The sequence below is a fragment of the Roseobacter ponti genome (assembly GCF_012932215.1).
GTDB lineage: Bacteria > Pseudomonadota > Alphaproteobacteria > Rhodobacterales > Rhodobacteraceae > Roseobacter > Roseobacter ponti.
On the sequence record NZ_CP048788.1, the window covers coordinates 961,064 to 984,375 of the forward strand.

Below are 23,312 nucleotides of genomic sequence, written 5' to 3' on the forward strand. Positions count from 1 at the left end.
GGACCCTTCTCGCCGTGTGTGTGGTGCCATGCGCGGGATGTGGCGTGCTGCGACCCCGCCTGCCGGGGGTCAGCCGTGTTCCGCCAGGGCGCGCGCGTCCCGGGCCATACGGGCGATGATGTCGCGCCAGCGGTGCATGTCGCGCGGGTTGGAGGCGTTGCCGTCGAGCCCGCGGCGCAGCACCCCCTGCAGGATCGCGAGCAGCCTGAAATAGGAAAACACCACGTAGAAATCCCAGTTGCCGGGCGGGTCGATGCCGCGCCGGTCGCAGTAACGCTCCACGTAGTCGGCCTCGTCGGGCAGGCCTTCGGCGTGCCGGTTCACGCCGCCCAGACCCCGGAAGTGGCCCTCATAAGGCAGACGCCAGTGCATGCACTGATAGGCGAGATCGGCCAGCGGGTGTCCCAGGGTGCTGAGCTCCCAGTCGAGCACCGCGGCAATCTCTTCGCGGTCGGGGTGAAAGATGATGTTATCAATGCGGTAATCACCGTGCACGATGCAGCTTTCGCCATCATCGGCGACCATGTGATCGCTGAGCCAGGCCATCAGCCAGTCCGCATCGGGCAGCGGATCGGTCGCCGTCTCAAGGTACTGGCGTGACCAGCGTGCGACCTGGCGTTCGAAATAGTTTCCGGGCTTGCCATAATCGTCCAGCCCCACGCGCTCGGGCCTGACCCGGTGCAGCCGTGCGAGTGTCGCATTCATCGCGTCATAGATGCGGCCCCGGGCTGTGCGCTCCTGATCGGGCAGGGCAGGATCCCAGAAGATGCGCCCCTCAACCAGATCCATCACCATGAACTGGGTGCCGAGCGGCGTGTCATCACCGGAGAGGTAAAACACCTCCGGCACCGGCACGCCGGTCTCTGCCAGCGCTTTCATCACACGGTATTCGCGGTCCACCGCATGGGCGGATTTCAGCAGCTTTCCCGGTGGCCTCGCGCGCAGCACATAGGCGTCATCACCGCTGCGGATCTGATAGGTGGGGTTGGACTGCCCGTCGGGGAATTTTGTGATCGTGTCCAGACGACCGAAACCGGCGACGTGCTGTTGCAGGCATCGTTCCAGTGCGGCGTGGTCAAACTCGTGCATCCGGAATTCCCTCTGGCGCCCATGGACATCTGCGCGTGATCTAAGCAAGTCTGGCGGCGCGGGGAAAGCCCTGAAAACCGGCGCGGGAGGAAATGCCATGGATATGAACTTCAGCATGCGGCCGGAAATGCGTGATCTGCTGGCCCGCGTGGCCGCGATGATCCGCGACGAGGTGATGCCGCTGGAGGCAGAATACCACGCAGAGGTCGGTAAGGGAGACCGCTGGGCCTATACCGACCGGCAGGCGGAGATTCTGCAGGGGCTGAAAGCAAAGGCGAAGGCGGCGGGCCTGTGGAACTTCTGGCTGACGGACAGCGACCGCGGGTTCGGGCTCAGCACGGTCGAATATGCGTATTTTGCCGAAGAGATGGGGAAAACGCCGCTGGGGGCAGAGGTTTTTAACTGCTCGGCCCCGGATACCGGCAATATGGAAGTCTTTGAGCGCTACGGGACGGAGGCGATGAAAAAGCAGTGGCTGGCTCCGCTGCTGGAAGGGGAGATCCGCTCGGCCTATCTGATGACGGAGCCTGATGTGGCAAGCTCGGATGCCACCAATATCGCCATGTCCTGCGTGCAGGACGGGGACGGTTATGTGCTCAACGGCGAAAAATACTGGGCCAGTGGTGCAGGGGATCCGCGTTGCAGGGTCTATATCGTCATGGTGCGGACCGGCGATGATGATGCGCCAAAACATCAGCGCCATTCGATGATCGTGGTCGATGCGGAAACGCCCGGCATCGACGTGCTGCGCCCGATGATGGTCTTTGGCCATGACGACGCGCCGCACGGGCATATGCACCTGCGCTTTACCGACGTGCGGGTGCCTGCGGAAAATATGCTGCTCGGCGAAGGACGTGGTTTCGAAATTGCTCAGGGGCGGCTCGGACCGGGGCGCATTCATCACTGCATGCGCTCGGTGGGACAGGCCGAGGCGGCGCTGGAGCTGATGTGCCGCCGGTCGCTGCAAAAAGAGGCCTTTGGTAAGCCGCTGGCGCAGCTGGGGGCGAATTTCGACCTGATCGCGGAATGCCGCATGGAGATCGAGATGGCGCGGATGCTGTGCCTGAAAGCAGCCTGGATGATGGATCAGGGCGATGCGCGCGCCGCGGCGCCCTGGATCAGCCAGATCAAGGTTGTCGCCCCCCGCATGGCGCTCAAAGTCATTGACGAGGCGATGCAGATGCACGGCGGCACCGGTATCAGCCAGGATACGCCGCTGGCGATGGCCTGGACCTGGCAGCGTGCGCTGCGCTTTGCGGACGGGCCGGACGCGGTGCACCGCCGCCAGGTGGCACGGGCAGAGCTGCGCAGATACACGCAGGAAAAGATCTGACACGACAGGGCGTTTGACAGCGCGCGCCTGCCTGCCCTAAATGCAGGCGCTGAGGGTTTGGGAAGAGGTACACGGGTGTTCGGAGCGAAAGACCGCAAAAAGGTCGAAAAGCTGATCGGTAAGGTTGCTTTGCGGGATCGCGCGGCCTTTGACGGGCTCTACGAGGCCACTTCGGCGAAACTATTCGGCGTCTGCCTGCGTGTGTTGAATGACAAAGCCGCCGCGGAAGATGCCATGCAGGACACCTATGTTAAAATCTGGAACAACGCGGACCGCTACCAGGCGAACGGTCTGAGCCCGATGACATGGCTGATTACAATTGCGCGCAACACGTCGATTGACCGGCTGCGTGCAAAGAAAAGCGGCAGTACCGATTTCGAGAGTGTGGAAAGCACGCTGGTGGCACCCGGGCTGACGCCCGAGCAATCCGCTGTGGCGTCGTCTGAGGCACGCAAACTGCAGAAATGCCTCGACGGTCTGGAGAAAGACCGCGCAGCGGCGGTGCGCGGCGCGTATCTGGATGGCAAAAGTTATGCTGAGCTTGCCAGCCGCTTTGACGTGCCCCTGAACACCATGCGCACCTGGCTGCGCCGTGGACTGATGTCGCTGAGGGAGTGTATGTCGTCATGACCGATGATGTGCTTGTCCTGGGCGATGGCGAAGGCCCTGATGATGACAGCCTGGCGGCGGAGTTCGCCCTCGGGCTGACACCGGCAGATGAGCTGGGCCCGCTGCGCGAGCGGCTCAGGACGGATGCGAAATTTGCCGCAGCTGTGGCCGCGTGGCAGCAACGGCTTGCGTCACTTGCCGACGATATCAAACCGGTAAAGCCGCCGCGCCGCGCGCGGAACCGGCTGCACCGCAGGCTTTTCGGCGCCGAACGCCGGCCGTTGCTGCAAAAACTCTGGGTCTGGCAGGGCATCAGCTTTCTAGCGCTTGGTCTGGCGGCCTGGATCAGCTTCAGCGATCTTACGCCTGATCAGGTCCCGACCGCTCCTGTCTATGCGACGCAGATTTCCAATGCAGATGAGGGCCTGACGGTGCTTGCGGTTTATGACCCGTCGCGTCAGGCGCTTGTCCTTAACCGGACCGAGGGCAGTGCGCGCGCCGGTCGGGTGCTGGAGCTCTGGGCGATTGCACCGGATGCGGCCCCTGTTTCTCTGGGCGTACTGCCCGATGCGCCGAACGCACGGGTGATCCTGCCGGAAGATCTGGCAGAGATTGCAGGCGCGCTGACCCTCGCGATTTCAGATGAACCCGAGGGTGGCTCGACGACAGGTGCGCCGACCGGTGATGTGCTCGGCGCAGGCGCTGTCTCCGAGCTCTAAAAAATTCTGTCTCTGCCTGAAACTACAGCACAGCCCGGTTCGTGGCTGAACCAAACCAACCCGGCAAAGCCCCCCGCCGGGAGAGGTTGTGTAAAGAGTAGAACAGGCAAATGTTCCTGTTAATGAGTGCCCGGCGGGGCGTTGTCACTGGCAGCGCCCGCCGCGGTTTGCAGATTTTGCGACCGATGTGGATAAACGGTGCCATCCGGGCGTTATTATCGGGTATTCACAAGTATTCCCGCCTGAATTTGAGCTTGCCACAGAAAATAGTCGCTTTTGTGAAGTCTCCGGAGCGCTCAGAAAGGGAGAGTAACCCTTTGCGGGGCCTGATCCGGTGGCAATTCAGTCGCTTTTGGAATTGAGCGTGCGGGTTTTCCGTTCCAGAGTGCCGGCCATGCGAGCGCCTTTGATCGATAATCTGCAGTATGCTGACTTCTCTCCGGAAATCTTTGCGCAGATGCGCGAGGGCGGTGTGGATGCAGTCCATGTGACCATTGCCTATCACGAGAGCTTTCGCGAGATGGTCCTGAACCTCGAGAAATGGAACCGCTGGTTTGAGGCCCATCCCGACCTGATATTCAGGGGTACGCATGCCGGCTGCGTCACGCGGGCACAGGAGACCGGGCGGACTGCGATTTTCTTCGGGTTTCAGAATCCGTCGCCCATCGGCGATGACATCGGTCTGGTAGAGATCTGCCACCAGCTCGGCATCCGGTTTATGCAGCTGACTTATAACAATCAGTCGCTGCTGGCCACGGGCTGCTATGAAGATGAGGACACCGGGCTGACGCGCATGGGCCGACAGGTGGTGCGCGAAATGAACCGCGTTGGCATGGTGGTGGATATGTCGCATTCCGCTGAGCGCTCGACGCTGGAAGCGATTGAACATTCGACGCGCCCCGTTGCGATCACCCATGCGAACCCGCACGCCTGGCATGCCGCTCTGCGCAACAAATCAGACAGGGTGCTGCGGGCGCTGACAGAGGCGGGCGGGATGCTGGGGTTTTCGGTCTATCCGCATCACCTCGCGGGCGGGACAGACTGCACGCTTGAGAGCTTTTGCGGGATGATCGCGGATACTGCCGGACGCTATGGTTCAGAGTATCTCGGCATCGGGACCGATCTGTGCCAGAACCAGCCGGACAGTGTCGTGGAGTGGATGCGGGTCGGACGCTGGTCCAAAGTGATTGATTACGGCGAGGGCACAGCGGCAAATGCGGGCTTTCCGCCAATGCCGCACTGGTTCCGCGACAACCGTGATTTCGGCAACATCCGTGCGGGGCTTCTTGCCGCCGGCCTGTCGGAGACCGACACGGACGGGATCATGGGCGGCAACTGGCACCGCTTTTATGACGCGGGCTTCGGGCCGGCATGAAGGATTTCCCGGATATCCCGCAGGCGCCGCTGCGCCCGCCCGCGGAGGTGATGCGGCTGAAGCGCATGGGCGCGATGTTCCCCACGCGGCTGTCTTTTCTGCGCACGCTGATGCGCCGGCTGGCGGCAGAACAGGTGCAGGTGCGCCGCCCGGTCTGGGAGATCGGCGATGCCGGGTTCGGTCACGCGGTCTATTCCCTGGAGCTTGGCGGATATGCGTATTCGCTTGTTGCGGTCGCCACCGATCTGCCCCCCGGTCAGCGCACCGACCGGGTGATCGCTACTGCCTGGGACACGGCCTATGTCCTTTATGACGGTGTGCCGGATGCAGATGAGATCGCGCGGATCTGTGCTGCCGCGCCCCGGCAGGAGGCCGCCCGGTTCACGGAACGGGACCTTGTGCTCAGCCGCGCCAACAAGTCGTTCCGTCTGTTTTCGCATGTGGTGGAACGCCTGCGGGCAGGCCGTCAGCCTGATGAAGCGCTGGTGCGCGCCACGGGCTACCTGATGCGGACCACTGCCGTCTACGGTAACGGAAAGTTCGGGATCGCCGACCGCGCCGTTTATGACGACCGGCCGGGGCTCGAAGGGCCGTTCATGGCCGAGATGCTGACCGTCTGGCTGATCCGTCTGTTTACCCATGATCTGGCCGAGCATCTGGGCGGTGGAGCGCTCGACCGCAGGCTGAAAAGGCATCTGGGCATCGGGAATTCCACCGGCCTGGGCATGGCGCCGTTTCTGGTGAACCATCCTGTGCTGCTGAACAACTGGATGATGGTGCGTGAAACGGCACTGGCCCGTGTCAGGGCTGTTACGTCGCTTGATGCGGAACAGATTGCCTGTGTGCAAGCGCTTTATAAGCGCGTGGCGCGGCACCTCGCGGAATGGGATGTGCCTGACCCGGCGTATCAGGCGCGGATCGCGGTTCTGCGACAGGACTGGCGGCGGCTGGCACCCTGTTTTGCGACCGCCGCCCTTGCCGGAGAGATGCCGGTTGCGCGGCTTCTGGCGCATACCCGCCAGAGCAGCGTTGATCTGCAGGAACTGATGGCGGCTCTGGTGATGGAGCCCTTTGGCGGGCTGGTGGACGGTCTCGCCGACTGCATGAGTGATCCTTTTGGCGCGCAGGTTGTCCCCTTTGCTGGCACCGCTGATCTTGCAGCGGCTGTTGACGCGGGGTTCGCCTGGGCGCTGGCGCCCGATTACGGGGCACCTGACCAGTGCCGCCAGTTCTGGTACGTCAGTGCGGCCAAACAGGAACCCCGGCTGGGTCTGCGGTTCGACGAGCCGGGTGAAGAGCTTGAAAGCCCGCTGGATATTGCCAGAAGTATCAAGGCACTGCGGCGCGATCTTAATCAGAAAGATGAGCCTCTTTCCGCCTTTCTGGCACGCTTTCCCGAGCATGCGCTTGCGGCGTCGCGGGTGGCTCTCGGGGAGCGCTATCCCTATGCTGAGATCCGCGACAACCTGATCGCCGATACCTGCCTGCCGATTGATATGCTGCGCTGCAAGCTTGCGTTCTTCGGTGCCTCGCGGTTTGACCCGCGATCGGACCGCTGGACACGGATCACGCTTTGTCAGGGCGCGCCGCTGGCGGATGAACTGGACACGCGCGCGGATGACTGGTGGTTGCCGGTTTTCGGCGGATGACCTGGTCGGTTGCGGAAATCACAGCACTCGCATCAAAGGCCGCGCGCGGGGCCGGAGCGCCTGCGTGGCAGGCGGCGCGTTTCGGACAGGCAGCGGCGCTTCATCTTAGATACGGGCGTCCGGCGACTGAGCTTGATGCGGCGCTGTCAGAGCTTCCGGGCGGGCCGGCCATGGATCTGCCACTTGCGCTGGATGCCGCACTGGCAGCAGCGGCGCCCGAGGCAGTGGTGATGTCGGATGCACCGCCCGGTTTGCTGCAGAGCTATGTCGACGCGCTGCCCTGCCGTGCGACCGCGACGGCAGGTGAGGCCGGCGTCTGGCAGCTGAGAACCGAGCCCGGGACACCCCGGGAAAGGCCGGTACCCGGTCGCATATCCTGCGCGGATGCGCTGATCGCGCAAATGACTGCGCTTGCGGAGAAAACCTATGTGCCTGAAACGGATGCCTCGCGTGCCGCGGGTGCCGGTGCCGGGCTGACCGACAACGACTGACGGGTGTCAGGCGAAAGGGTTCTCGTCATAGGCCACATGGCGCAGATAGAGCCCCTGCGGCGGACAGACCGGACCACAGGCCGCGCGATCACGTGCTGCGAGTGCGGCTGCCATATCGTCCGGCGTCCATGAGCCGGTGCCGACCCGTTCCAGACTGCCCACAAAGCTGCGCACCTGATTGTGCAGAAAAGACCGTGCGCGCACGTCAAAGTGCACTTCCGTGCCGTAGTCTGTCTGGTGCGCGGTCACATCCAGACGGTCGAGCGTTTTGACCGGGCTGTCGGCCTGGCAGATCGTCGACCGGAAAGTGGTAAAATCATGCCTGCCGGTCAGGTGGTCCGCGGCCTCCTGCATTGCCGCGACATCGAGCTGCTGGCGGACCTGCCAGACGAGCCCTTCAAGATGGGTGGCGGGCGCACGACGGCTCAGGATGCGGAAGAAATACTGCCGCTCAAGTGCGGAGAAACGCGCGTGCCAGTCCTCCGCCACCCGGGCGCAGGCGACGATCGCCACTGGCGCGGGTTTCAGGTGATAGTTCACCGCCTCAGACAACCGGAAAGGTTCCCAGTCCCGCGCCATGTCGCAATGGGCCACCTGACCCAGAGCATGCACACCGGCGTCGGTGCGCCCGGCGGCTGCGATGCTGTGATCGCCTGGTTCGATACGCGACAGGGCGGCCTCGATCGCCCCCTGAACGGTGGTCTGTTCTTTCTGGCGCTGCCAGCCGGCAAAAGGCGCGCCGTGGTATTCAATTTTCAGGGCATAGCGGGGCATGGGCCGGCCCTAGCGCGCAGGCGAAGCGGCGTCAAATGTCTTTGCAGGCTGGCAAGCAGACGCGCAGACACCTAAGTAGGGGTGAATGTATTAAAACGGGCAGTCGGGCTTTGGTTATCTCTGTGATTGCGGACACGGTGCTGCGCCAGATCGAAACGGTGCAGGATACGGTCAGCGAAACGCTTTTTGAGCCGGTGATACGCATAGGCGTCACCGGGCTCGCGCGGGCGGGCAAGACGGTTTTTATCACCTCGCTGGTGGCCAATCTGCTGGACCGGGGGCGGATGCCGCATCTGCTGGCCGCAGCCGACGGGCGCATTGATGCCGCCTTCCTGCAGCCACAGCCCGATGACACGGTGCCACGCTTTGATTTCGAGAGCCATCTGGCGGATCTGACCGCGCGTGAGCCGCGCTGGCCTGACAGCACCCGCACAGTCTCTGAATTACGGCTGTCCCTGCGGGTGCGCCGCGGCGGGCTGCTGGCGGGGCTGCAGGGGCCGCGCACGGTGCATATTGATATTGTGGATTACCCGGGCGAATGGCTGCTGGATCTGGCGCTGCTGGAAAAATCCTATGGCGCGTGGTCGGCGGAGATGCTGGCGCGCATTGAAGGGCGCGGGGAGGCCGCGGCCTACCGCGATCTGGTGGCGCAGACGGATCCCGCGGCCCCTCTGGAGGAGACCCGGGCGCAGGCGCTGGCATCAGAGTTTACCGCTTATCTCACCGCGGCCCGGGCGGCGGGCTATTCCGACTGCACCCCGGGGCGTTTTCTGCTGCCCGGTGATCTGGCGGGCTCGCCGGTGCTGACCTTTGCGCCGCTTCCCGGGGATGGCAGTGGCCCGCGCGGCTCGCTGCTGCGTGAGATGGCGCGGCGCTACGAAGCTTATCGCAAATCAGTTGTCCGGCCGTTTTTCCGTGAGCATTTTGCAAAGATCGACCGCCAGGTGGTGCTTGTCGATGTGCTGGGCGCGATCCACAAAGGGCCACAGGCGGTGGAGGATATGCGCGGGGCGATGGCCGACATCCTGAGCGCCTTCCGTCCGGGGCAGAACGCCTTTCTGACGCAGCTTTTTCAGGGGCGCAGGGTTGGCAAAATCCTCTTTGCCGCGACCAAGGCCGATCATCTGCACCACAACCAGCATGCAAAACTCACAGCGATCACAGAGGCGCTGGTGCGCGGGGCCTCGGACCGGGCGAAGTTTGCCGGAGCAACCACCGCCGCGATGTCGATTGCCTCGCTGCGTGCGACGACCGAGGAGACGATCACGCATGACGGCAAGACGCTTGATGTGGTGCGCGGCAGGCTGCTGGAGACCGGTAAACAGGCGGCTTTTCATCCTGGCGCGCTGCCTGATGATCCCGGCCATCTGCTGACACCAGCGCGCGCGGGCGCGGAAAAGTGGCTGGATCAGGATTACCGTGTGATGAATTTCGCACCACAGCCGCTTACTTTGCGCCCCGGCGAGGGTCCGCCGCACATCCGGCTTGATCACGCAGCCCAATTCCTTTTAGGAGACAGGCTATGACGGATATCACGATCACTCCGGCCCGGAGCCTCGATGCGGGCGCTGTCGGGCACATCCTGTCGATGACCAACGACCAGATGCCCTGGCTGCCGCGGGTGCATACGGCCGCTGAAGAGATCCGCTATGCCGGCGATATGATCGAAGCAGGCTGGGTGCGGGTGGCAAAGGCAGACGGGCGCGTTGTCGGTTTCATTGCGCGCTGGGAGCAGGACGTGCATGCGCTTTATGTGCTGCCGGATGCTCAGGACAAGGGCGTCGGCACGGCGCTCATCGAGGACGCAAAAAACGACAGTGAGACGCTGGCACTCTGGAGCTATGAGGCCAACGCAGGTGCGACCCGGTTTTACGGGCTGCGCGGGTTTATCCAGACGGATCAGACCGATGGCAGCGGCAATGACGCGGGCCTGCCCGACATCCGCTTTGAGTGGACCCGGAGCAAAAGCTGATGGCCAGAGGGCCGGTTCTTATCGATCTTGACGAGGAGGCGCCGGCGACATCGGTGGCTGAAGCCCCCCCTGTGCCTGATCCCGGTCTGCCGGCACCGTCCGGGCAGGCGATGCAGGCGGCAGCGCGCGTGGCCGCGCGCCGGCCCTCGCGGCTCGGGCGCTGGTTCTGGGGGTTGGCGGGCGCACTGATCTCCGCATTGGCGGGCCTTGCAGCCTGGGAACTGGTAACCGGACTTCTGGAGCGCAACCCGGTGCTGGGCTGGGGGCTTGGCGGCCTGATGGCGGCGTTTCTCTTCGTTCTGGTGCTGGTTGCGCTGCGCGAAGCGGCGGCAATCGGACGACTGGGGCGCATCGATGATCTGCGCCAGGCGGCTGAGACGGCGCGTACGGAGAATGATCTTAAGGCCGCCCGCATGGTCAGCGCGCGCCTGGTGACGCTTTATAAAGGGCGCGAAGAGACGCGCTGGGGCCGCGACCGGCTGGCAACGCTGGGCCCTGATCAGATGGATGCGGGCGCGATGCTGGCCCTGACGGAGGCCGAGCTTCTGGCCCCGCTTGACCGGCTTGCGCGCCGCGAGGTTGAGGCCGCCGCACGTCAGGTGGCGACCGTTACGGCCCTGGTGCCGCTGGCACTGGCGGATGTTGCAGCAGCACTCACCGCAAACCTGCGCATGATCCGGCGCATTGCAGAGGTTTACGGCGGTCGTTCCGGTACGCTTGGGAGCTGGCGGCTGGCGCGGGCGGTGATGTCGCATCTGGTGGCCACGGGCGCAGTTGCGGTGGGCGATGATATGCTGGAGCCGGTGCTGGGCGGGTCGATCCTCGGCAAGCTTTCGCGCCGCTTCGGCGAGGGGCTCGTGAACGGCGCGCTGACCGCACGCGTGGGCGTGGCGGCGATGGAAGTATGCCGGCCGCTGCCCTTCAGCACTGGAAAACGCCCGAAAGTGCGCAATATCATCAGAGACAGTCTTGGCGGGCTTTTCGGCGCGTCACAAAGCTGACGGTTTCGTCAGTCCCGGAGGGATTTCATGGAAAGTTTTGCGGCCGATCTGGCCACAATGGTGCGCACGCCGCTGGAAGAAGACCACGTGAGGCTGATGCGCCGCGCGGGCAAAGTCGTGCCTTTCAAAGCCGGCGAGATGGTGCAGGAACCCGGGCAGGCGACCGATCTTTTTCATTATGTGCTGAGCGGTGAGATCGAAGCGCTTGACCCGCGCACAATGGAGCGGATGGGCAATGCCACACTGGGCCCCTCACAGTTTTTCGGGGATCTGCAGTTTCTGTCGGGCGGCGTGTCGCTGGCGGGCGCACGCGCGGTGACGGACAGCGAGGTGCTCTGTGTGCCCCGCGCGGCCATGCTGCAGCTGATGTCGGATGTGCCGGAGATCAGCGACATTGTGGTGACCGTGCTGGCCGCGCGGCGGCAGCGCGCCGTGCGGGCGGCGGACAGCCTGCTGACCCTGATCGGGCCGGAACTCAGCCGCGACATCCGCGAGGTGGCAGGTTTTGCCGCGCGCAACCGCATTCCGGTGCGTGAGATTGCCGCCGACAGCGAAGAGGCGCTGGCCCTGGCCGCGCAATGCGGTCTGGAAAAAGCGCAGCCCGGCGTGCTCTTTGGCCGCGAGCGCAGGATCGAGCCGCCGACCCCGCGCGCGGTGGCCGAAGCGCTGGGGCTTGATCTGACACTGGGGGAGGCGGACACCTTTGATGTGCTGATCGTGGGGGGTGGCCCGGCGGGGGTCGCGGCGGCGGTCTATGCCGGTGCCGAAGGGCTGCGCGCGATTGTTCTGGAGGATCTGGCCATTGGCGGACAGGCGGGTACCTCGAGCCGGATCGAGAATTATATGGGATTTCCGACCGGCATTTCGGGCGGCGATCTTGTCGGGCGCGGCGAGGTGCAGGCGATGAAGTTCGGCACTCGGTTTTCCGTGCCGCGCCGGGTGGGCGCGCTCACGCAGTGCGCGGAGAAAAAGTTTCACGTCACGCTCGATGACGGCCAGGCCGTTTCGGCCCGGTCGCTGATCGTGGCGACCGGCGTGCAGTACCGGCGCATGCCGCTTGAGGGGCTTGAGCGGCTGGAGAACGCCGGTGTGTATTATGCCGCCACCGAGGTTGAGGCGCGCTGGTGCCGGGACAGCGATGTGGCGGTGATCGGCGGCGGCAATTCGGCGGGGCAGGCGGCGATGTTTCTGGCGCGTACCACGCGGCATGTGCATGTGCTTGTGCGTGGCGAGGGGCTGGCCTCTTCGATGTCCGATTATCTTCTGCAGCGGCTGGAAACGCATCCGCGCATCACCATCCACACCTGTACCGAGGTCACCGGTCTGCACGGCGACACACAGCTTGAACGCATCACAATCCGCGACCGCACGTCCGGCCAGTCCTGGGATCTGCGCACCCGGGCGCTTTTCGTGATGGTCGGGGCGGCCCCGAACACCGACTGGCTCTCAGGGCTGGTCGATCTCGACCCGCGCGGCTTTGTGCTGACCGGCACCGAAGCCGGCGGGCGTTCGCAGTTTGAGACCTCTCTGCCGGGTGTCTTTGCGGTGGGCGACGTGCGCGCCGGCTCGGTAAAGCGTGTGGCCTCTGCGGTGGGCGAGGGGTCAGTGGTGATCTCTTCGGTCTGGGCGCATGTGAACGGATAAGGGGCGCTGCCCCTGGCGCAACGGTCCCCCGGCCCTGATCCGGGGCGCACAAACGCAGGGTTGTGGCGGAGCGGTGGCCTGCCTATAAGCAGCGCATGATGGCTTTTCGCGCACTCATTATCCGAATTATATCCCCGGCGCTCTGAAACGATGAGACGCCGGGCCAAGGTGCTGAGTACATCGCACCGACCGCTTACCCCCTGACCGACACAACTCCGAAGGACGCCCGCAATGTGCGCCGATACGACCGAAACACCTGAGTATAAATCCACCCTGAACCTGCCCCGCACGGAATTTCCGATGCGCGCGGGCCTGCCCAAACGCGAGCCCGACTGGCTGGCTCGCTGGGAAGAGATCGGAATCTACGACCGTCTGCGAGAAAAGGACGGTCGTACGCCCTTCACGCTGCACGACGGACCGCCCTATGCCAACGGGCATCTGCACATCGGGCATGCGCTGAACAAGACGATCAAGGATATGATCGTGCGCAGCCATCAGATGATGGGGTTTGACGCGCGGTATATCCCCGGCTGGGACTGTCACGGGCTGCCCATCGAGTGGAAGATCGAGGAGCAGTATCGCCAGAAAGGTCGCGACAAGGACGATGTCCCGATCAATGAGTTTCGGGCTGAATGCCGGCAGTTTGCCGCCGGCTGGGTCGACATCCAGCGCGAGGAATTCAAGCGTCTGGGCGTGACCGGCAACTGGGCGGATCCCTATCTTACGATGGATTTCCACGCCGAGCGGGTGATCGCCGAGGAGTTTATGAAGTTCCTGATGAACGGTACGCTCTATCAGGGCTCAAAGCCTGTGATGTGGTCGCCGGTGGAGAAAACCGCGCTGGCCGAAGCGGAAGTGGAGTATCACGACAAGGACAGCTTCACGATCTGGGTGAAGTTTAAGGTTGCACAACAAGAATACGATCCAAAATCGTCGGACAGGGCTAAGGATATCGACTTGCTCGACGCCTATGTTGTTATTTGGACAACTACGCCCTGGACGATGCCCTCGAACAAGGCGGTGGTGTATGGCGAAGACATCTCCTACGGGCTTTATGAGATCACCGGGCGCCCTGAGGAATCCTGGGTCACGATCAGCGATCGTTATATCCTTGCGGATAAACGTGCGGCCGATGTGATGTCGCGCGCGCGGCTGGACGAGACGATGTATCGCCGTCTGCGCGACGTATCATCAGATGAGCTTTCCAGACTTAGTCTCAACCATCCGCTGGCCGGAGCAGACGGCGCAGAGGGCGAGTGGGACGATACCCGGGATTTCCGCGCCGCCGATTTCGTCACGGATGACGAAGGCACCGGCTTCGTGCACTGCGCGCCCAGCCACGGGATGGAGGAATATGAGCTCTACCGTGATCTCGGCATGCTGCAGGATGTCATCACCTATAACGTGACCGACGAGGGCATGTTCCGTGAGGGGCTGCCGTTTTTCGGCGGCAAATACATCCTCAACCGCAAGGGCAAAGAGGGTGACGCCAATGCGGCCGTGATCGACAAGCTCGTTGAGGTCGGCGGCCTGATGGCGCGTGGCAAAATCAAACACAGCTATCCGCACTCCTGGCGCTCCAAAGCGCCGGTGATCTATCGCAACACGCCGCAGTGGTTTGCCGCGATCGACAAGACCGTGGGCGACGGACAGGACGAGTTTGGCACGACGATCCGTGAACGGGCGCTGACCGAGATCGACAATGTGAACTGGGTGCCGAAATCCGGGCGCAACCGGCTGCATTCGATGATGGAAGCGCGCCCTGACTGGGTGCTGTCGCGCCAGCGTGCCTGGGGTGTGCCGCTCACGTGTTTCACCCGGAAGGGTCTGCTGCCGACCGATCCAGATTTCCTGTTGCGCAACGAAGCGGTCAACCAGCGCATCGTTGAGGCATTTGAGGCCGAGGGTGCCGATGCCTGGTATGAAGAAGGCGCGAAAGAGCGGTTTCTTGGCGGTATCGTTGACCCGGATGACTATGAACAGGTGACGGATATCCTCGACGTGTGGTTCGATTCCGGATCGACACATGCCTTCACTCTGCGCGACCGCCCCGACGGAACCAAAGACGGGATCGCGGATGTCTATATGGAAGGCACCGACCAGCACCGCGGGTGGTTTCATTCCTCGTTGCTGCAGTCCGTGGGCACCATGGGTCGCGCGCCTTACCGCAATGTGGTGACGCACGGGTTCACGCTGGATGAAAAGGGCATGAAGATGTCCAAATCGCTCGGCAATACCATCGTGCCGGAAAAGATCGTGCAGCAGTATGGCGCGGATATCCTGCGGCTCTGGGTGGCGCAGACGGATTATACGCTCGATCAGCGGATCGGGCCGGAGATCCTAAAAGGCACCGCCGACAGCTATCGCCGTCTGCGCAACACCATGCGCTACATGCTGGGCTCGCTGGCGGATTTCAGCGAGGCGGACCGGGTCACGGCAGAGGAGATGCCGGAGCTGGAACGGTGGGTGCTGCATCGTCTGGCGGAGCTCGATAAGACGGTGCGGAACGGCTATGCCGCCTATGATTTCCAGGGCGTCTGGCAGGCGGTTTTTACCTTTGCCACGGTCGATCTCTCGGCGTTTTACTTCGATATCCGCAAGGATGTGCTCTATTGCGACGGCGACACCCGTGAACGGCGCGCGGCGCGAACTGTTCTTGATCTGCTCTTTCACCGGCTGACGACATGGCTCGCGCCTGTGCTGGTCTTTACCATGGAAGAGGTCTGGCTGGAGCGTTTCCCGGGCGATGAAAGCTCTGTGCACCTGCAGGATTTTCCGGAGACACCGGCAGGCTGGCAGAATGCGGATCTCGCGCGCAAATGGTCGGGTATCCGGTCTGCGCGGCGTGTGGTGACCGCAGCACTTGAGATCGAACGGACAAACAAGGTGATCGGCGCCTCGCTTGAAGCCGCACCGGTGGTTTACATCGCCGATGATGCTCTGCGCAGTGCAGTCAGCGATCTGCCGTTTCAGGACATCTGCATCACGTCACAGATCACGGTGAGCGGCGATCCCGCACCTGAAGATGCGTTCCGGCTGCCGGAGGTGGCGGGCGTTGCTGTGGCCTTTGCCCGGGCGGATGGCGAAAAATGTGCGCGCTGCTGGAAAGTACTGCCTGATGTGGGCACACATGCGCACCCGGACGTCTGCGGGCGCTGCGACGCCGCTGTGAGCTGAGCACGCAGGTTTGCCGGGGTCCGCGCGGGATGTTTGTTTCCCACGGGCCCCGGTGCCGGTCTGCCCGGAGGTCAGGTGGCGGTGCGCGCCACACCCTTCAGCAGGTCCGGGTCAAGCTGCGCGTCGGCGCTGCCGTGCAGGACAGAGATGTCGCCGGTCGTCTCAAACACAACGGCCAGCACCTGATTGTGGTCGGTGACATTTGCCTCGCGCAGCTTGGCGCGCAACTCGTCTTCGCTGACCTTCGCGTGACGCAGGTTGTCATGCAGCACGGCGCGGCCGTCCATGAGAAGAAGAGGTTTGTTGGTGACAAGCTCTGCGACGCGGTCAGATCGCGACACAAGCCCGGTCATGGCCATCTGCAGCACGAAAAGAACAGCGATCGCTGCAAGCGGTACCGCCAGAGGCGTATTGTCAGAGGTTGCGGCACTGGCGAGCAGCGAACCGACGGCGACGGTAACGGCAAAGTCGTGAGAGGCCATTTTGGCAAAGCTGCGCAGGCCGGCAATACGCACGGCCAGTATGATGCCGCAATAGGCGAGGATACCGCCCGCTATTGCCTGCCAGAGCGATGACAGGTCATCGGGTAAAAAGGTCATCAACGAATCCTTCCCGGCCATCGGGCCCCTGAGTGCCGGGCGAGCGCAGAGACCAGCGCCCGTGGCACAGCCACCGGACGGGAAACGCCTCAGGCGCAGTTTGGGTTGCAACCTGTCTGTGGAAAGGATGCGCCGCGTGCAGATGGCGCCGGATTTTTCAGGAGCGCGTTCCCGATGCGGGCTTTGGCGGGAGAGGAGTTCAGGCGCCGTCGACCTGCCGCTGGTAATCCTCCGCATCAAACCAGCCTTTCGAGGCGGTAACCTGCATAGCGTCGTCGAGATCCCACTCCTCCCAGCCACCGACCCTGCAGGGGTTGCCCGTCTCCGCGTGGTGCCCTTCGAGCGTCCACAGATATATGATGTGATCGCCCCCGGCACGCACGCCGTCACAGGTCAGATGCAGGTCCGGAAACTCCGCGTGAAAGCCGGCGGCCATGGCTTCAAGGGCGCTGGTGCCGGTATGGGGATCACCGCGATTGATCACGATCGTCGCCCCGGGGGTGAAATGCCTGGCAACCTGCGAGGGGTCCCTGCTGTTCCAGGCGGCGGTGTAGGCGTCAGCTTTCTGCTGTGGTGTCATCTGTTGAAAATCCCTGTGTTCTGAAATGTGCGGGCAGGATGCGCCGAAAGCATCTGCCGTACCACGGTTTTCTGAGCGCTGTGGCACAAAGCGCAGGAAGCGGGTTGCGCGAAACGCATGCTGCGGTCAGCATCGGGCATGGCTGAGAAAACGGTTGAGACACAATTCGGCGCACTGACGCTGACAGAGGAAAACGGTGCTTTGACGGCGCTGCGCTGGGGCGTGGCGGCGCAGGGGGAGAGCACAGAGCTGCTGGACCGCGCCGCAGAGCAGCTGCGCGCCTATGATGCCGGCACACTTGAGGCATTCGATCTGCCGCTGCGCGTTCAGGGGTCGGATTTCCAGCGGGCTGTCTGTGACGCGATTTATGCCATCCCTTTTGGCGAAACGCTGACCTATGGCGAGATTGCGCAGGCCCTGGGCGCACCGGCCCAGGCGGTCGGCCGCGCCTGTGGCGGCAACCCGATCCCGGTCATCATCCCCTGTCACCGGGTGATGGGCGCAAAGGGGCTGACCGGATTTTCAGGAGCAGGCGGCGTGGAGACCAAAGTGGCGCTGCTGCGGCACGAAGGGGCGGGCAGCTTTCTGATCTGAGACCTGCGGTCAGGTGCTGCGTTCGGGAATGATCTGCTGCGCGACACCGGCAAAAACGAGATAGATACTGGTGATGATCAGGCCCCAGTGCGCCCAGCTTTCGGGATGAAAATCGACCCAGGCCGCCCAGCCCGCAAAAAACGTCCAGGCCAGCGCCATCGGCAACGTGATCGCCCGCCAGCGTTCGGTCCGCACCGGATGCACGAATTTGAGCGGCAGGAACATCGCAAGGGCCAGGGCACTCACCAGCGTGAGGCTGACCCAGAAGTTCGGCTCAAGGGCAAAGATCACCAGCACCAGCATGTTCCAGCACCCGGGAAAGCCGGAAAAGGAATTATCCTTTGTTTTCATGCGTGTGTCGGCGAAGTACATCGCGCTTGCGAAGGTGATGATGATAATCGCGAACCAGCCTGTCCAGCCGTCCATCAGCCCGGATTTGAAAAGCGCAAAGGCGGGAATGAATACATATGTCAGGTAGTCGATGATCAGGTCGAGCAGCACGCCGTCGAACTCGGGCGCGTTGTGTTTGACATGGTATTTACGCGCCAGCGGTCCGTCGATGCCATCGACGAAAAACGCAACAACGAGCCACAGAAACATCAGGTCCCATTTGGCATCCACCGCGGCGAGCATCGCCAGCATGGCAAACACAGCGCCCGTGGCGGTCAGCAGATGTACGCCGAGGGCGAGAAAACGAGTTGTCATGCACGCTTCATGCCGCAAGAGCCGCGCGGATGCAAAAAGAAAGTCGGGCGCCTGTGGCCCAGAGGGCGGCACCTGTGCGGGCGTGGCAATGAAAGCGGGCAGGCGAGGGCAGGTGCTGTGTGGGTGAGCGCTGGTAGGGGGCGGTCAAAGGGTGGCTAAGGCGCGTGACTTCCGGCGCCGGGTCGACCGGTCAGGCGCGCGGGTGAGCGCGGTCATAGACTTCCATCAGCCGGGCCGTGTCGACCGCAGTATAGGCCTGCGTGGTGGAAAGAGAGGCATGTCCCAGAAGCTCCTGAATGGCCCGCAGATCACCGCCGGCGTCCAGCAGATGGGTGGCAAAGCTGTGCCGCATCGCGTGTGGCGTGGCGCTTGCCGGCAGGCCCAGCTGCATGCGCGCGCGCGCCATGACTTTCTGGATCGGTCCCGGCCCCAGCGCGCCGCCGCGCACCGCCCGGAAGAGCGGCGCATCCGCCGTCTGCGCATGCGGACAGAGCTGCAGATAAACGGCAACGCTCTCGCGGGCTGCGGGGAGAACCGGCACCACGCGCTCCTTATTGCCCTTGCCGAAGATCCGCAGCACGTCCGGCAGCGGGGCATCCGGGCCTTTGAGCGACAGCGCCTCGGAAATCCGCAGGCCGCAGCCCCAGAGCAGTGTCACCACGGCCACGTCGCGGGCTGCAATCCAGGGCTGTTCTGACTGTATGCCGATCGTGTCGATCAGGCTGCGTGCGGCATCTTTTGCGAGCGGGCGGGGCAGCTTTTTCTGGAATTTCGGGGCGCGTACCGAGAGAACGGCAGTCGCCTCAAACCCTTCGCGTTCCGCCAGCCAGCGGTAAAAGGCTTTGACCGCCGATAGCTTGCGCGCAAGGGATCTGGCGCCGATGCCGGTGCCGCGGCTCTGCGCCATCCAGGCCCGCATGTCGCTCAGTGCAATATCCTGAAGCGCGCCAAGCCCCTGCGGCGCGCCTTTGTGCTCCGTGATAAAAGCCAGGAACTCAACGACATCGCCCCGATAGGCGGTCAGCGTGTTGTCGGAGGCGTTTTTCAGCGCGCGCTGATGCTCCAGCCAGGTCTGCAGCGCATCACGCGCGGCCGGGCTGATCATCGTTGTCATGACAGCCAGCGGCGCATGATCCGTTCAAAAACGCCGGTAAAGAATACCAGCAGATCAGTGCCCTGTTGCGGCCCGAACATATGCGGGTCTTCAGCGCCAAGCACCAGCATGCCGGGCTGACGGCCCTCGCCGAAATCCAGCGACAGGCAGGCTTCCGATCTGATCCAGTCCGATTTGCCTCCGTAAAGGCTGCCGGCGTCGCCCTGCACCTGGCGCAGGGTTACCTGTCGGAGCGCACCGCCGCGTCCCTGTGTGATATAATCTGCGATAAACCCTGGCTCCGCGACGCGCAGCACATCGTCCAGCCGGTCAAGGCCGTTGGTTTCGTCGTGATTTTCGGATTCCAGCACCAGCCGCACCAGATCGACGCGCAGGATATCGGCCACTTCACCGCCGAGATCGCGCAGAAAGACCTCAAATTCGGTCGGGTCGAGCATCCGCAGAATGGCGCGGTGGATCTGGTTGGTGCCGGCGAGGTTTTCATAGGCGGCCGCGATCACCGACCGGTGCGTGTCTTCCAGCCGGTCGAGCCGCGCTTCAAGACGCTCCATCGCGATCCCGCGCATGTCTATGATATTGGCGCCCATGGCCTTTTCATTGGCCGCGACAAGCGCATTCATCACGTCTTTATCATCCAGAATGGCATCCGGACGGGAAATGATAGCTTCACGCAGGGCGTGTTCGATCTTGGGACTGGTTGTCATCTGCTGCTCTTTATTTTTTCAGGATCTATAGCATGGCCCGGACATAAAATCTGCCACGAAATTACAAAAATTCCGTGGCAGTGCTGTCGTTGCAAAATCGCGTCACCCGGCGTGCGGGTGGCAGATGGTCAGAGAATTTTCTGGCCGGTTTTGGACCAGTCATCCATGAACTGCTGCAATCCCTTGTCGGTCAGCGGGTGCGAAGCCAGCTTGCGGATCACTTCGGGGGGCGCTGTGATCACATCTGCGCCAATCAGTGCCGCGTCCTGAATATGGTTCACCGACCGGATCGAGGCGGCAAGGATCTGCGTCTCAAACCCGAAGTTGTCATAGATGGTACGGATGTCCTGAATAAGGTCCATGCCATCGAGGTTGATATCGTCAAGACGCCCGATGAAGGGGCTGATGAATGTGGCACCGGCCTTGGCTGCGAGCAGCGCCTGGTTTGCGGAGAAACACAGGGTAACGTTGACCATTTTGCCTTCGGTTGAGAGCACTTTGCAGGCCTTGAGTCCGTCCCATGTCAGCGGCAGCTTGACGGTGATGTTGCCGGCGATATCGGCAAGCTTGCGGCCTTCGGCGATCATCGCGTCGGCGTCCGTGGCCACCACTTCGGCGCTGACCGGGCCGCTGACGATGTCGCAGATCTCTTTGGTGACCTCAAGGATGTCACGGCCCGATTTCAGGATCAGTGACGGGTTAGTCGTGACACCGTCGACCATACCAAGATCATTCAGCTCGGAGATCGCTGTGGTATCCGCTGTATCGACAAAGAATTTCATCCTTCGCTCCCTTTTTGTTGTCTCGCGCAACGCCTGCGCATTCCCTCTTGCTCTTGGCTTTACCGCATGATCTGCCATGCTGAAACCCGAAAATCCCTCAAAGCCGGAGCCTGCGCGTTGAGCGAGCCGCAATTTTTCGACACAGGTGCGCTGGTGGCTGTGCTGAGCACGCAGCCGCTGGGGCGTGCGCTGGACTACCGCGCACCCGAGGGGGGCTGCTTTGCCGGCGCCTTTGTTGAAGTGCCGCTCGGGCCTCGTAAGGTCATCGGCGTGGTCTGGGGCGCGGGGCAGGGCGATTACGATATCTCAAAGATCCGCCCGGTGATCCGCGTGCTGGATGCCGCTCCGATGCGCGATGAGATGCGCAGCTTTCTGCAACGGGCCTCCGATTACACGCTGACGCCGATGCCTGCGATGCTGCGTCTGGCGACCCGTGCGCCCGGGCTGGGCGATCCGCCGTCGATGCGGCGGGTCTACCGGCGTGGCGATGCGGAGCCGGACAAGATGACGGCGGCCCGTCGCAAGGTGCTGGCAGCTCTCGCGGATTATGGTGATCTCTCGTTCACACTGAAAGAGCTTGCTGAAATGGCCGGTGTCGGCGCGTCGGTGGTCAAGGGGCTGGTGGCCCATGGTGCTGTGCTTGAAGAGGACAGTCCGCGGGATCAGCCCTTTGCACGGCTCGATCCCGCACTGCCGGGCAAAGAGCTTACCGAAGATCAGGCGACGGGAGCTGCGGCGCTGGCCGAGGCTGTGCGTTCTGAAAGCTACGGGACGACGCTGCTGCGCGGGGTGACGGGATCGGGCAAAACCGAGGTTTATCTGGAGGCGGTTGCCGCTGCCCTGCGGTCCGGTCGACAGGCGCTTGTGCTTCTGCCTGAAATCGCACTGACGGCGGAGTTCCTGACACGTGTTGAAGAACGTTTCGGCGCCAGACCCGCCGAGTGGCACTCCGGTGCCACCATGACAGAACGCCGCCGCATCTGGCGCATGGTCGGCGAGGGGCAGGCACAGCTGGTGATCGGGGCGCGCTCGGCGCTTTTTCTGCCCTATCAGAATCTGGGGCTGATTGTCGTCGATGAGGAGCATGACACCTCCTACAAGCAGGAAGAGGGCGTGCTGTATAATGCGCGCGATATGGCGGTGCTTCGCGCCTCGATCTGCGGGGCGCATGTGGTGCTGGCCTCGGCCACGCCGTCGCTGGAAAGCTGGGTCAATGCAGAGGCGGGCAAGTACCGCCGGCTGGAGCTGAAATCGCGGTACGGGCCGGCGGTGCTGCCGCAGATGCGTGCGATTGACATGCGTGCAGAGAGCCTGCCGGCCAATCGCTGGGTTTCAGACGCGCTCCGGCGCGAGGTGGCAGCACGGCTTGAACGTGACGAACAGGCGATGCTTTTTATCAACCGGCGCGGCTATGCCCCGGTTACGCTCTGCCGCGCCTGCGGGCATCAGATCGGCTGCGATCACTGTGACGCACGACTGGTCGAACACCGGTTTCTCAAGCGCCTTGTCTGTCATCAGTGTGGTGAGACGAAGCCGATGCCCGATATCTGCCCCTCCTGCGAGGTCGGGGGGCGGCTGGCGCCGGTCGGGCCCGGTGTCGAGCGGCTGGGCGAAGAGGCGGCAGAGCTTTTCCCGGACGCCCGGGTTGCGACGCTGAGTTCGGATATGTACGGCTCCGCCCGCGCCCTGAAAGAAGAGATTTCCGGCATCGCTCAGGGGGCGGCGGACATCATAATCGGCACGCAGCTGGTCGCCAAAGGGCACAATTTTCCGAAACTGACGCTGGTGGGGGTGATCGATGCCGATCTGGGGCTGCAGGGCTCGGATCTGCGCGCGGCGGAGCGCACCTTTCAGCTGATGCGTCAGGTGGCCGGCCGGGCGGGCCGGGCCGAGGCTCCGGGCACGGCCCTTCTGCAGACCTATCAGCCTGAGCATCCGGTGATCCGTGCAATTCTCGCCGGCCAAGAGGAGGCTTTCTGGGCGGCGGAAGCCCGCGAACGAGAGGCCGCCGGCGTGCCGCCCTATGGCCGGATGGCAGGGATCATCCTGAGCGCGCCGGACGTGGCGCAGGTCTTTGATGCAGGCAATCAGCTGGCGCGCGAGGACCAGCCGCTGCGCGCGATCGGCGCGCAGGTTTTCGGACCGGCCCCTGCGCCCATCGCCCGGGTGCGTGGCCGCCACCGGGTGCGGCTGCTGGTTAAGGCTGAGAAATCCGCGCCGCTACAGGCCGCTGTGGCGAAATGGGTGGGGCAGATCCGGCTGAAGGGCGATCTGCGCATTGCCGTGGACATCGATCCGCAGAGTTTTTACTGACGCACCTCTGCTCACGGCCTGTCAGCATTTTTCTGATGAAACGGTTCTGACTATCTCCGCCGCGTTGCCCGGCGCCGGATGCCGCAGC

At 63.3% G+C, this 23,312-nt stretch carries 21 protein-coding genes; 13 read left to right on the forward strand and 8 right to left on the reverse strand.

What is annotated here, in order from left to right:
* Window positions 1-69: 69 nt before the first annotated feature.
* Complete coding sequence (locus G3256_RS04715) at window positions 70-1,089, reverse strand: phosphotransferase family protein (protein ID WP_169639721.1); 1,020 nt, start codon at window positions 1,087-1,089, stop codon at window positions 70-72.
* A 97-nt stretch (window positions 1,090-1,186) separates the two neighbouring features.
* Here G3256_RS04715 and G3256_RS04720 point away from each other — a divergent pair, with 97 nt between their 5' ends.
* From G3256_RS04720 to G3256_RS04745, 6 genes are all read left to right on the forward strand, one after another.
* Window positions 1,187-2,422, forward strand: a complete 1,236-nt coding sequence (locus tag G3256_RS04720; protein WP_169639722.1) for an acyl-CoA dehydrogenase family protein — start codon at window positions 1,187-1,189, stop codon at window positions 2,420-2,422.
* A 75-nt stretch (window positions 2,423-2,497) separates the two neighbouring features.
* Window positions 2,498-3,052, forward strand: a complete 555-nt coding sequence (locus G3256_RS04725) for a sigma-70 family RNA polymerase sigma factor (protein WP_169639723.1) — start codon at window positions 2,498-2,500, stop codon at window positions 3,050-3,052.
* Entirely contained in the window at window positions 3,049-3,750 is a 702-nt protein-coding gene (locus G3256_RS04730; protein ID WP_169639724.1) for an anti-sigma factor, read from the forward strand. The genes G3256_RS04725 and G3256_RS04730 overlap by 4 nt, the downstream gene beginning before the upstream one ends.
* A 394-nt stretch (window positions 3,751-4,144) precedes the next feature.
* Window positions 4,145-5,125, forward strand: a complete 981-nt coding sequence (locus tag G3256_RS04735) for a membrane dipeptidase (RefSeq protein WP_169639725.1) — start codon at window positions 4,145-4,147, stop codon at window positions 5,123-5,125.
* Window positions 5,122-6,774, forward strand: coding sequence for a hypothetical protein (locus tag G3256_RS04740; protein ID WP_169639726.1), 1,653 nt, complete (start codon window positions 5,122-5,124; stop codon window positions 6,772-6,774). Before G3256_RS04735 ends, G3256_RS04740 begins: the two co-directional genes overlap by 4 nt.
* Window positions 6,771-7,265, forward strand: a complete 495-nt coding sequence (locus G3256_RS04745) for a hypothetical protein (protein ID WP_169639727.1) — start codon at window positions 6,771-6,773, stop codon at window positions 7,263-7,265. The genes G3256_RS04740 and G3256_RS04745 overlap by 4 nt, the downstream gene beginning before the upstream one ends.
* A 6-nt stretch (window positions 7,266-7,271) precedes the next feature.
* Here G3256_RS04745 and truA read toward each other — a convergent pair whose 3' ends face one another.
* Window positions 7,272-8,039, reverse strand: coding sequence for a tRNA pseudouridine(38-40) synthase TruA (truA, locus tag G3256_RS04750; protein ID WP_169639728.1), 768 nt, complete (start codon window positions 8,037-8,039; stop codon window positions 7,272-7,274).
* Between the two features lie 110 nt (window positions 8,040-8,149).
* Here truA and G3256_RS04755 point away from each other — a divergent pair, with 110 nt between their 5' ends.
* The 5 genes from G3256_RS04755 to ileS all read left to right on the forward strand — a co-directional run bounded on the left by G3256_RS04755 (window position 8,150) and on the right by ileS (window position 15,833).
* Window positions 8,150-9,565 (forward strand): YcjX family GTP-binding protein, encoded by a 1,416-nt coding sequence (locus tag G3256_RS04755; protein WP_169639729.1) that lies wholly within the window; start codon window positions 8,150-8,152, stop codon window positions 9,563-9,565.
* A complete protein-coding gene (locus G3256_RS04760; protein WP_169639730.1) occupies window positions 9,562-10,011 on the forward strand; it encodes a GNAT family N-acetyltransferase in 450 nt (149 codons plus the stop codon). The genes G3256_RS04755 and G3256_RS04760 overlap by 4 nt, the downstream gene beginning before the upstream one ends.
* Window positions 10,011-11,012, forward strand: a complete 1,002-nt coding sequence (locus G3256_RS04765; protein WP_169639731.1) for a YcjF family protein — start codon at window positions 10,011-10,013, stop codon at window positions 11,010-11,012. Before G3256_RS04760 ends, G3256_RS04765 begins: the two co-directional genes overlap by 1 nt.
* A gap of 27 nt (window positions 11,013-11,039) precedes the next feature.
* Window positions 11,040-12,656, forward strand: a complete 1,617-nt coding sequence (locus tag G3256_RS04770) for an FAD-dependent oxidoreductase (protein WP_169639732.1) — start codon at window positions 11,040-11,042, stop codon at window positions 12,654-12,656.
* Window positions 12,657-12,887: 231 nt separating this feature from the next.
* Window positions 12,888-15,833, forward strand: a complete 2,946-nt coding sequence (ileS, locus tag G3256_RS04775) for an isoleucine--tRNA ligase (protein ID WP_169639733.1) — start codon at window positions 12,888-12,890, stop codon at window positions 15,831-15,833.
* 71 nt (window positions 15,834-15,904) lie between these two features.
* On the opposite strand, the gene G3256_RS04780 is transcribed toward ileS, so the two are convergent.
* Both G3256_RS04780 and G3256_RS04785 read right to left on the reverse strand, forming a co-directional pair.
* On the reverse strand, window positions 15,905-16,432 hold the full coding sequence (locus G3256_RS04780; protein WP_169639734.1) for a DUF421 domain-containing protein: 528 nt from the start codon (window positions 16,430-16,432) through the stop codon (window positions 15,905-15,907).
* Between the two features lie 199 nt (window positions 16,433-16,631).
* Complete coding sequence (locus G3256_RS04785) at window positions 16,632-17,012, reverse strand: nuclear transport factor 2 family protein (RefSeq protein WP_169639735.1); 381 nt, start codon at window positions 17,010-17,012, stop codon at window positions 16,632-16,634.
* 138 nt (window positions 17,013-17,150) lie between these two features.
* On the opposite strand from G3256_RS04785, the gene G3256_RS04790 reads away from it, so the two are divergent.
* On the forward strand, window positions 17,151-17,606 hold the full coding sequence (locus G3256_RS04790) for a methylated-DNA--[protein]-cysteine S-methyltransferase (protein WP_169639736.1): 456 nt from the start codon (window positions 17,151-17,153) through the stop codon (window positions 17,604-17,606).
* Between the two features lie 9 nt (window positions 17,607-17,615).
* On the opposite strand, the gene G3256_RS04795 is transcribed toward G3256_RS04790, so the two are convergent.
* The 4 genes from G3256_RS04795 to fsa all read right to left on the reverse strand — a co-directional run bounded on the left by G3256_RS04795 (window position 17,616) and on the right by fsa (window position 20,911).
* Window positions 17,616-18,311 carry a CDP-alcohol phosphatidyltransferase family protein gene (locus tag G3256_RS04795; RefSeq protein WP_169639737.1) on the reverse strand — a complete coding sequence of 232 codons (696 nt, stop codon included), beginning with the start codon at window positions 18,309-18,311 and terminating at the stop codon, window positions 17,616-17,618.
* A 190-nt stretch (window positions 18,312-18,501) separates the two neighbouring features.
* Entirely contained in the window at window positions 18,502-19,425 is a 924-nt protein-coding gene (locus G3256_RS04800; protein WP_246227782.1) for a tyrosine recombinase XerC, read from the reverse strand.
* Window positions 19,422-20,129: a DUF484 family protein gene (locus G3256_RS04805; RefSeq protein ID WP_169639738.1), complete on the reverse strand. Its 708-nt coding sequence runs from the start codon at window positions 20,127-20,129 to the stop codon at window positions 19,422-19,424. Before G3256_RS04805 ends, G3256_RS04800 begins: the two co-directional genes overlap by 4 nt.
* Before the next feature lie 128 nt (window positions 20,130-20,257).
* Complete coding sequence (gene fsa / locus G3256_RS04810; RefSeq protein WP_169639739.1) at window positions 20,258-20,911, reverse strand: fructose-6-phosphate aldolase; 654 nt, start codon at window positions 20,909-20,911, stop codon at window positions 20,258-20,260.
* Window positions 20,912-21,028: 117 nt separating this feature from the next.
* Here fsa and G3256_RS04815 point away from each other — a divergent pair, with 117 nt between their 5' ends.
* Window positions 21,029-23,224, forward strand: coding sequence for a primosomal protein N' (locus tag G3256_RS04815; RefSeq protein WP_425501522.1), 2,196 nt, complete (start codon window positions 21,029-21,031; stop codon window positions 23,222-23,224).
* Window positions 23,225-23,312: the final 88 nt, after the last annotated feature.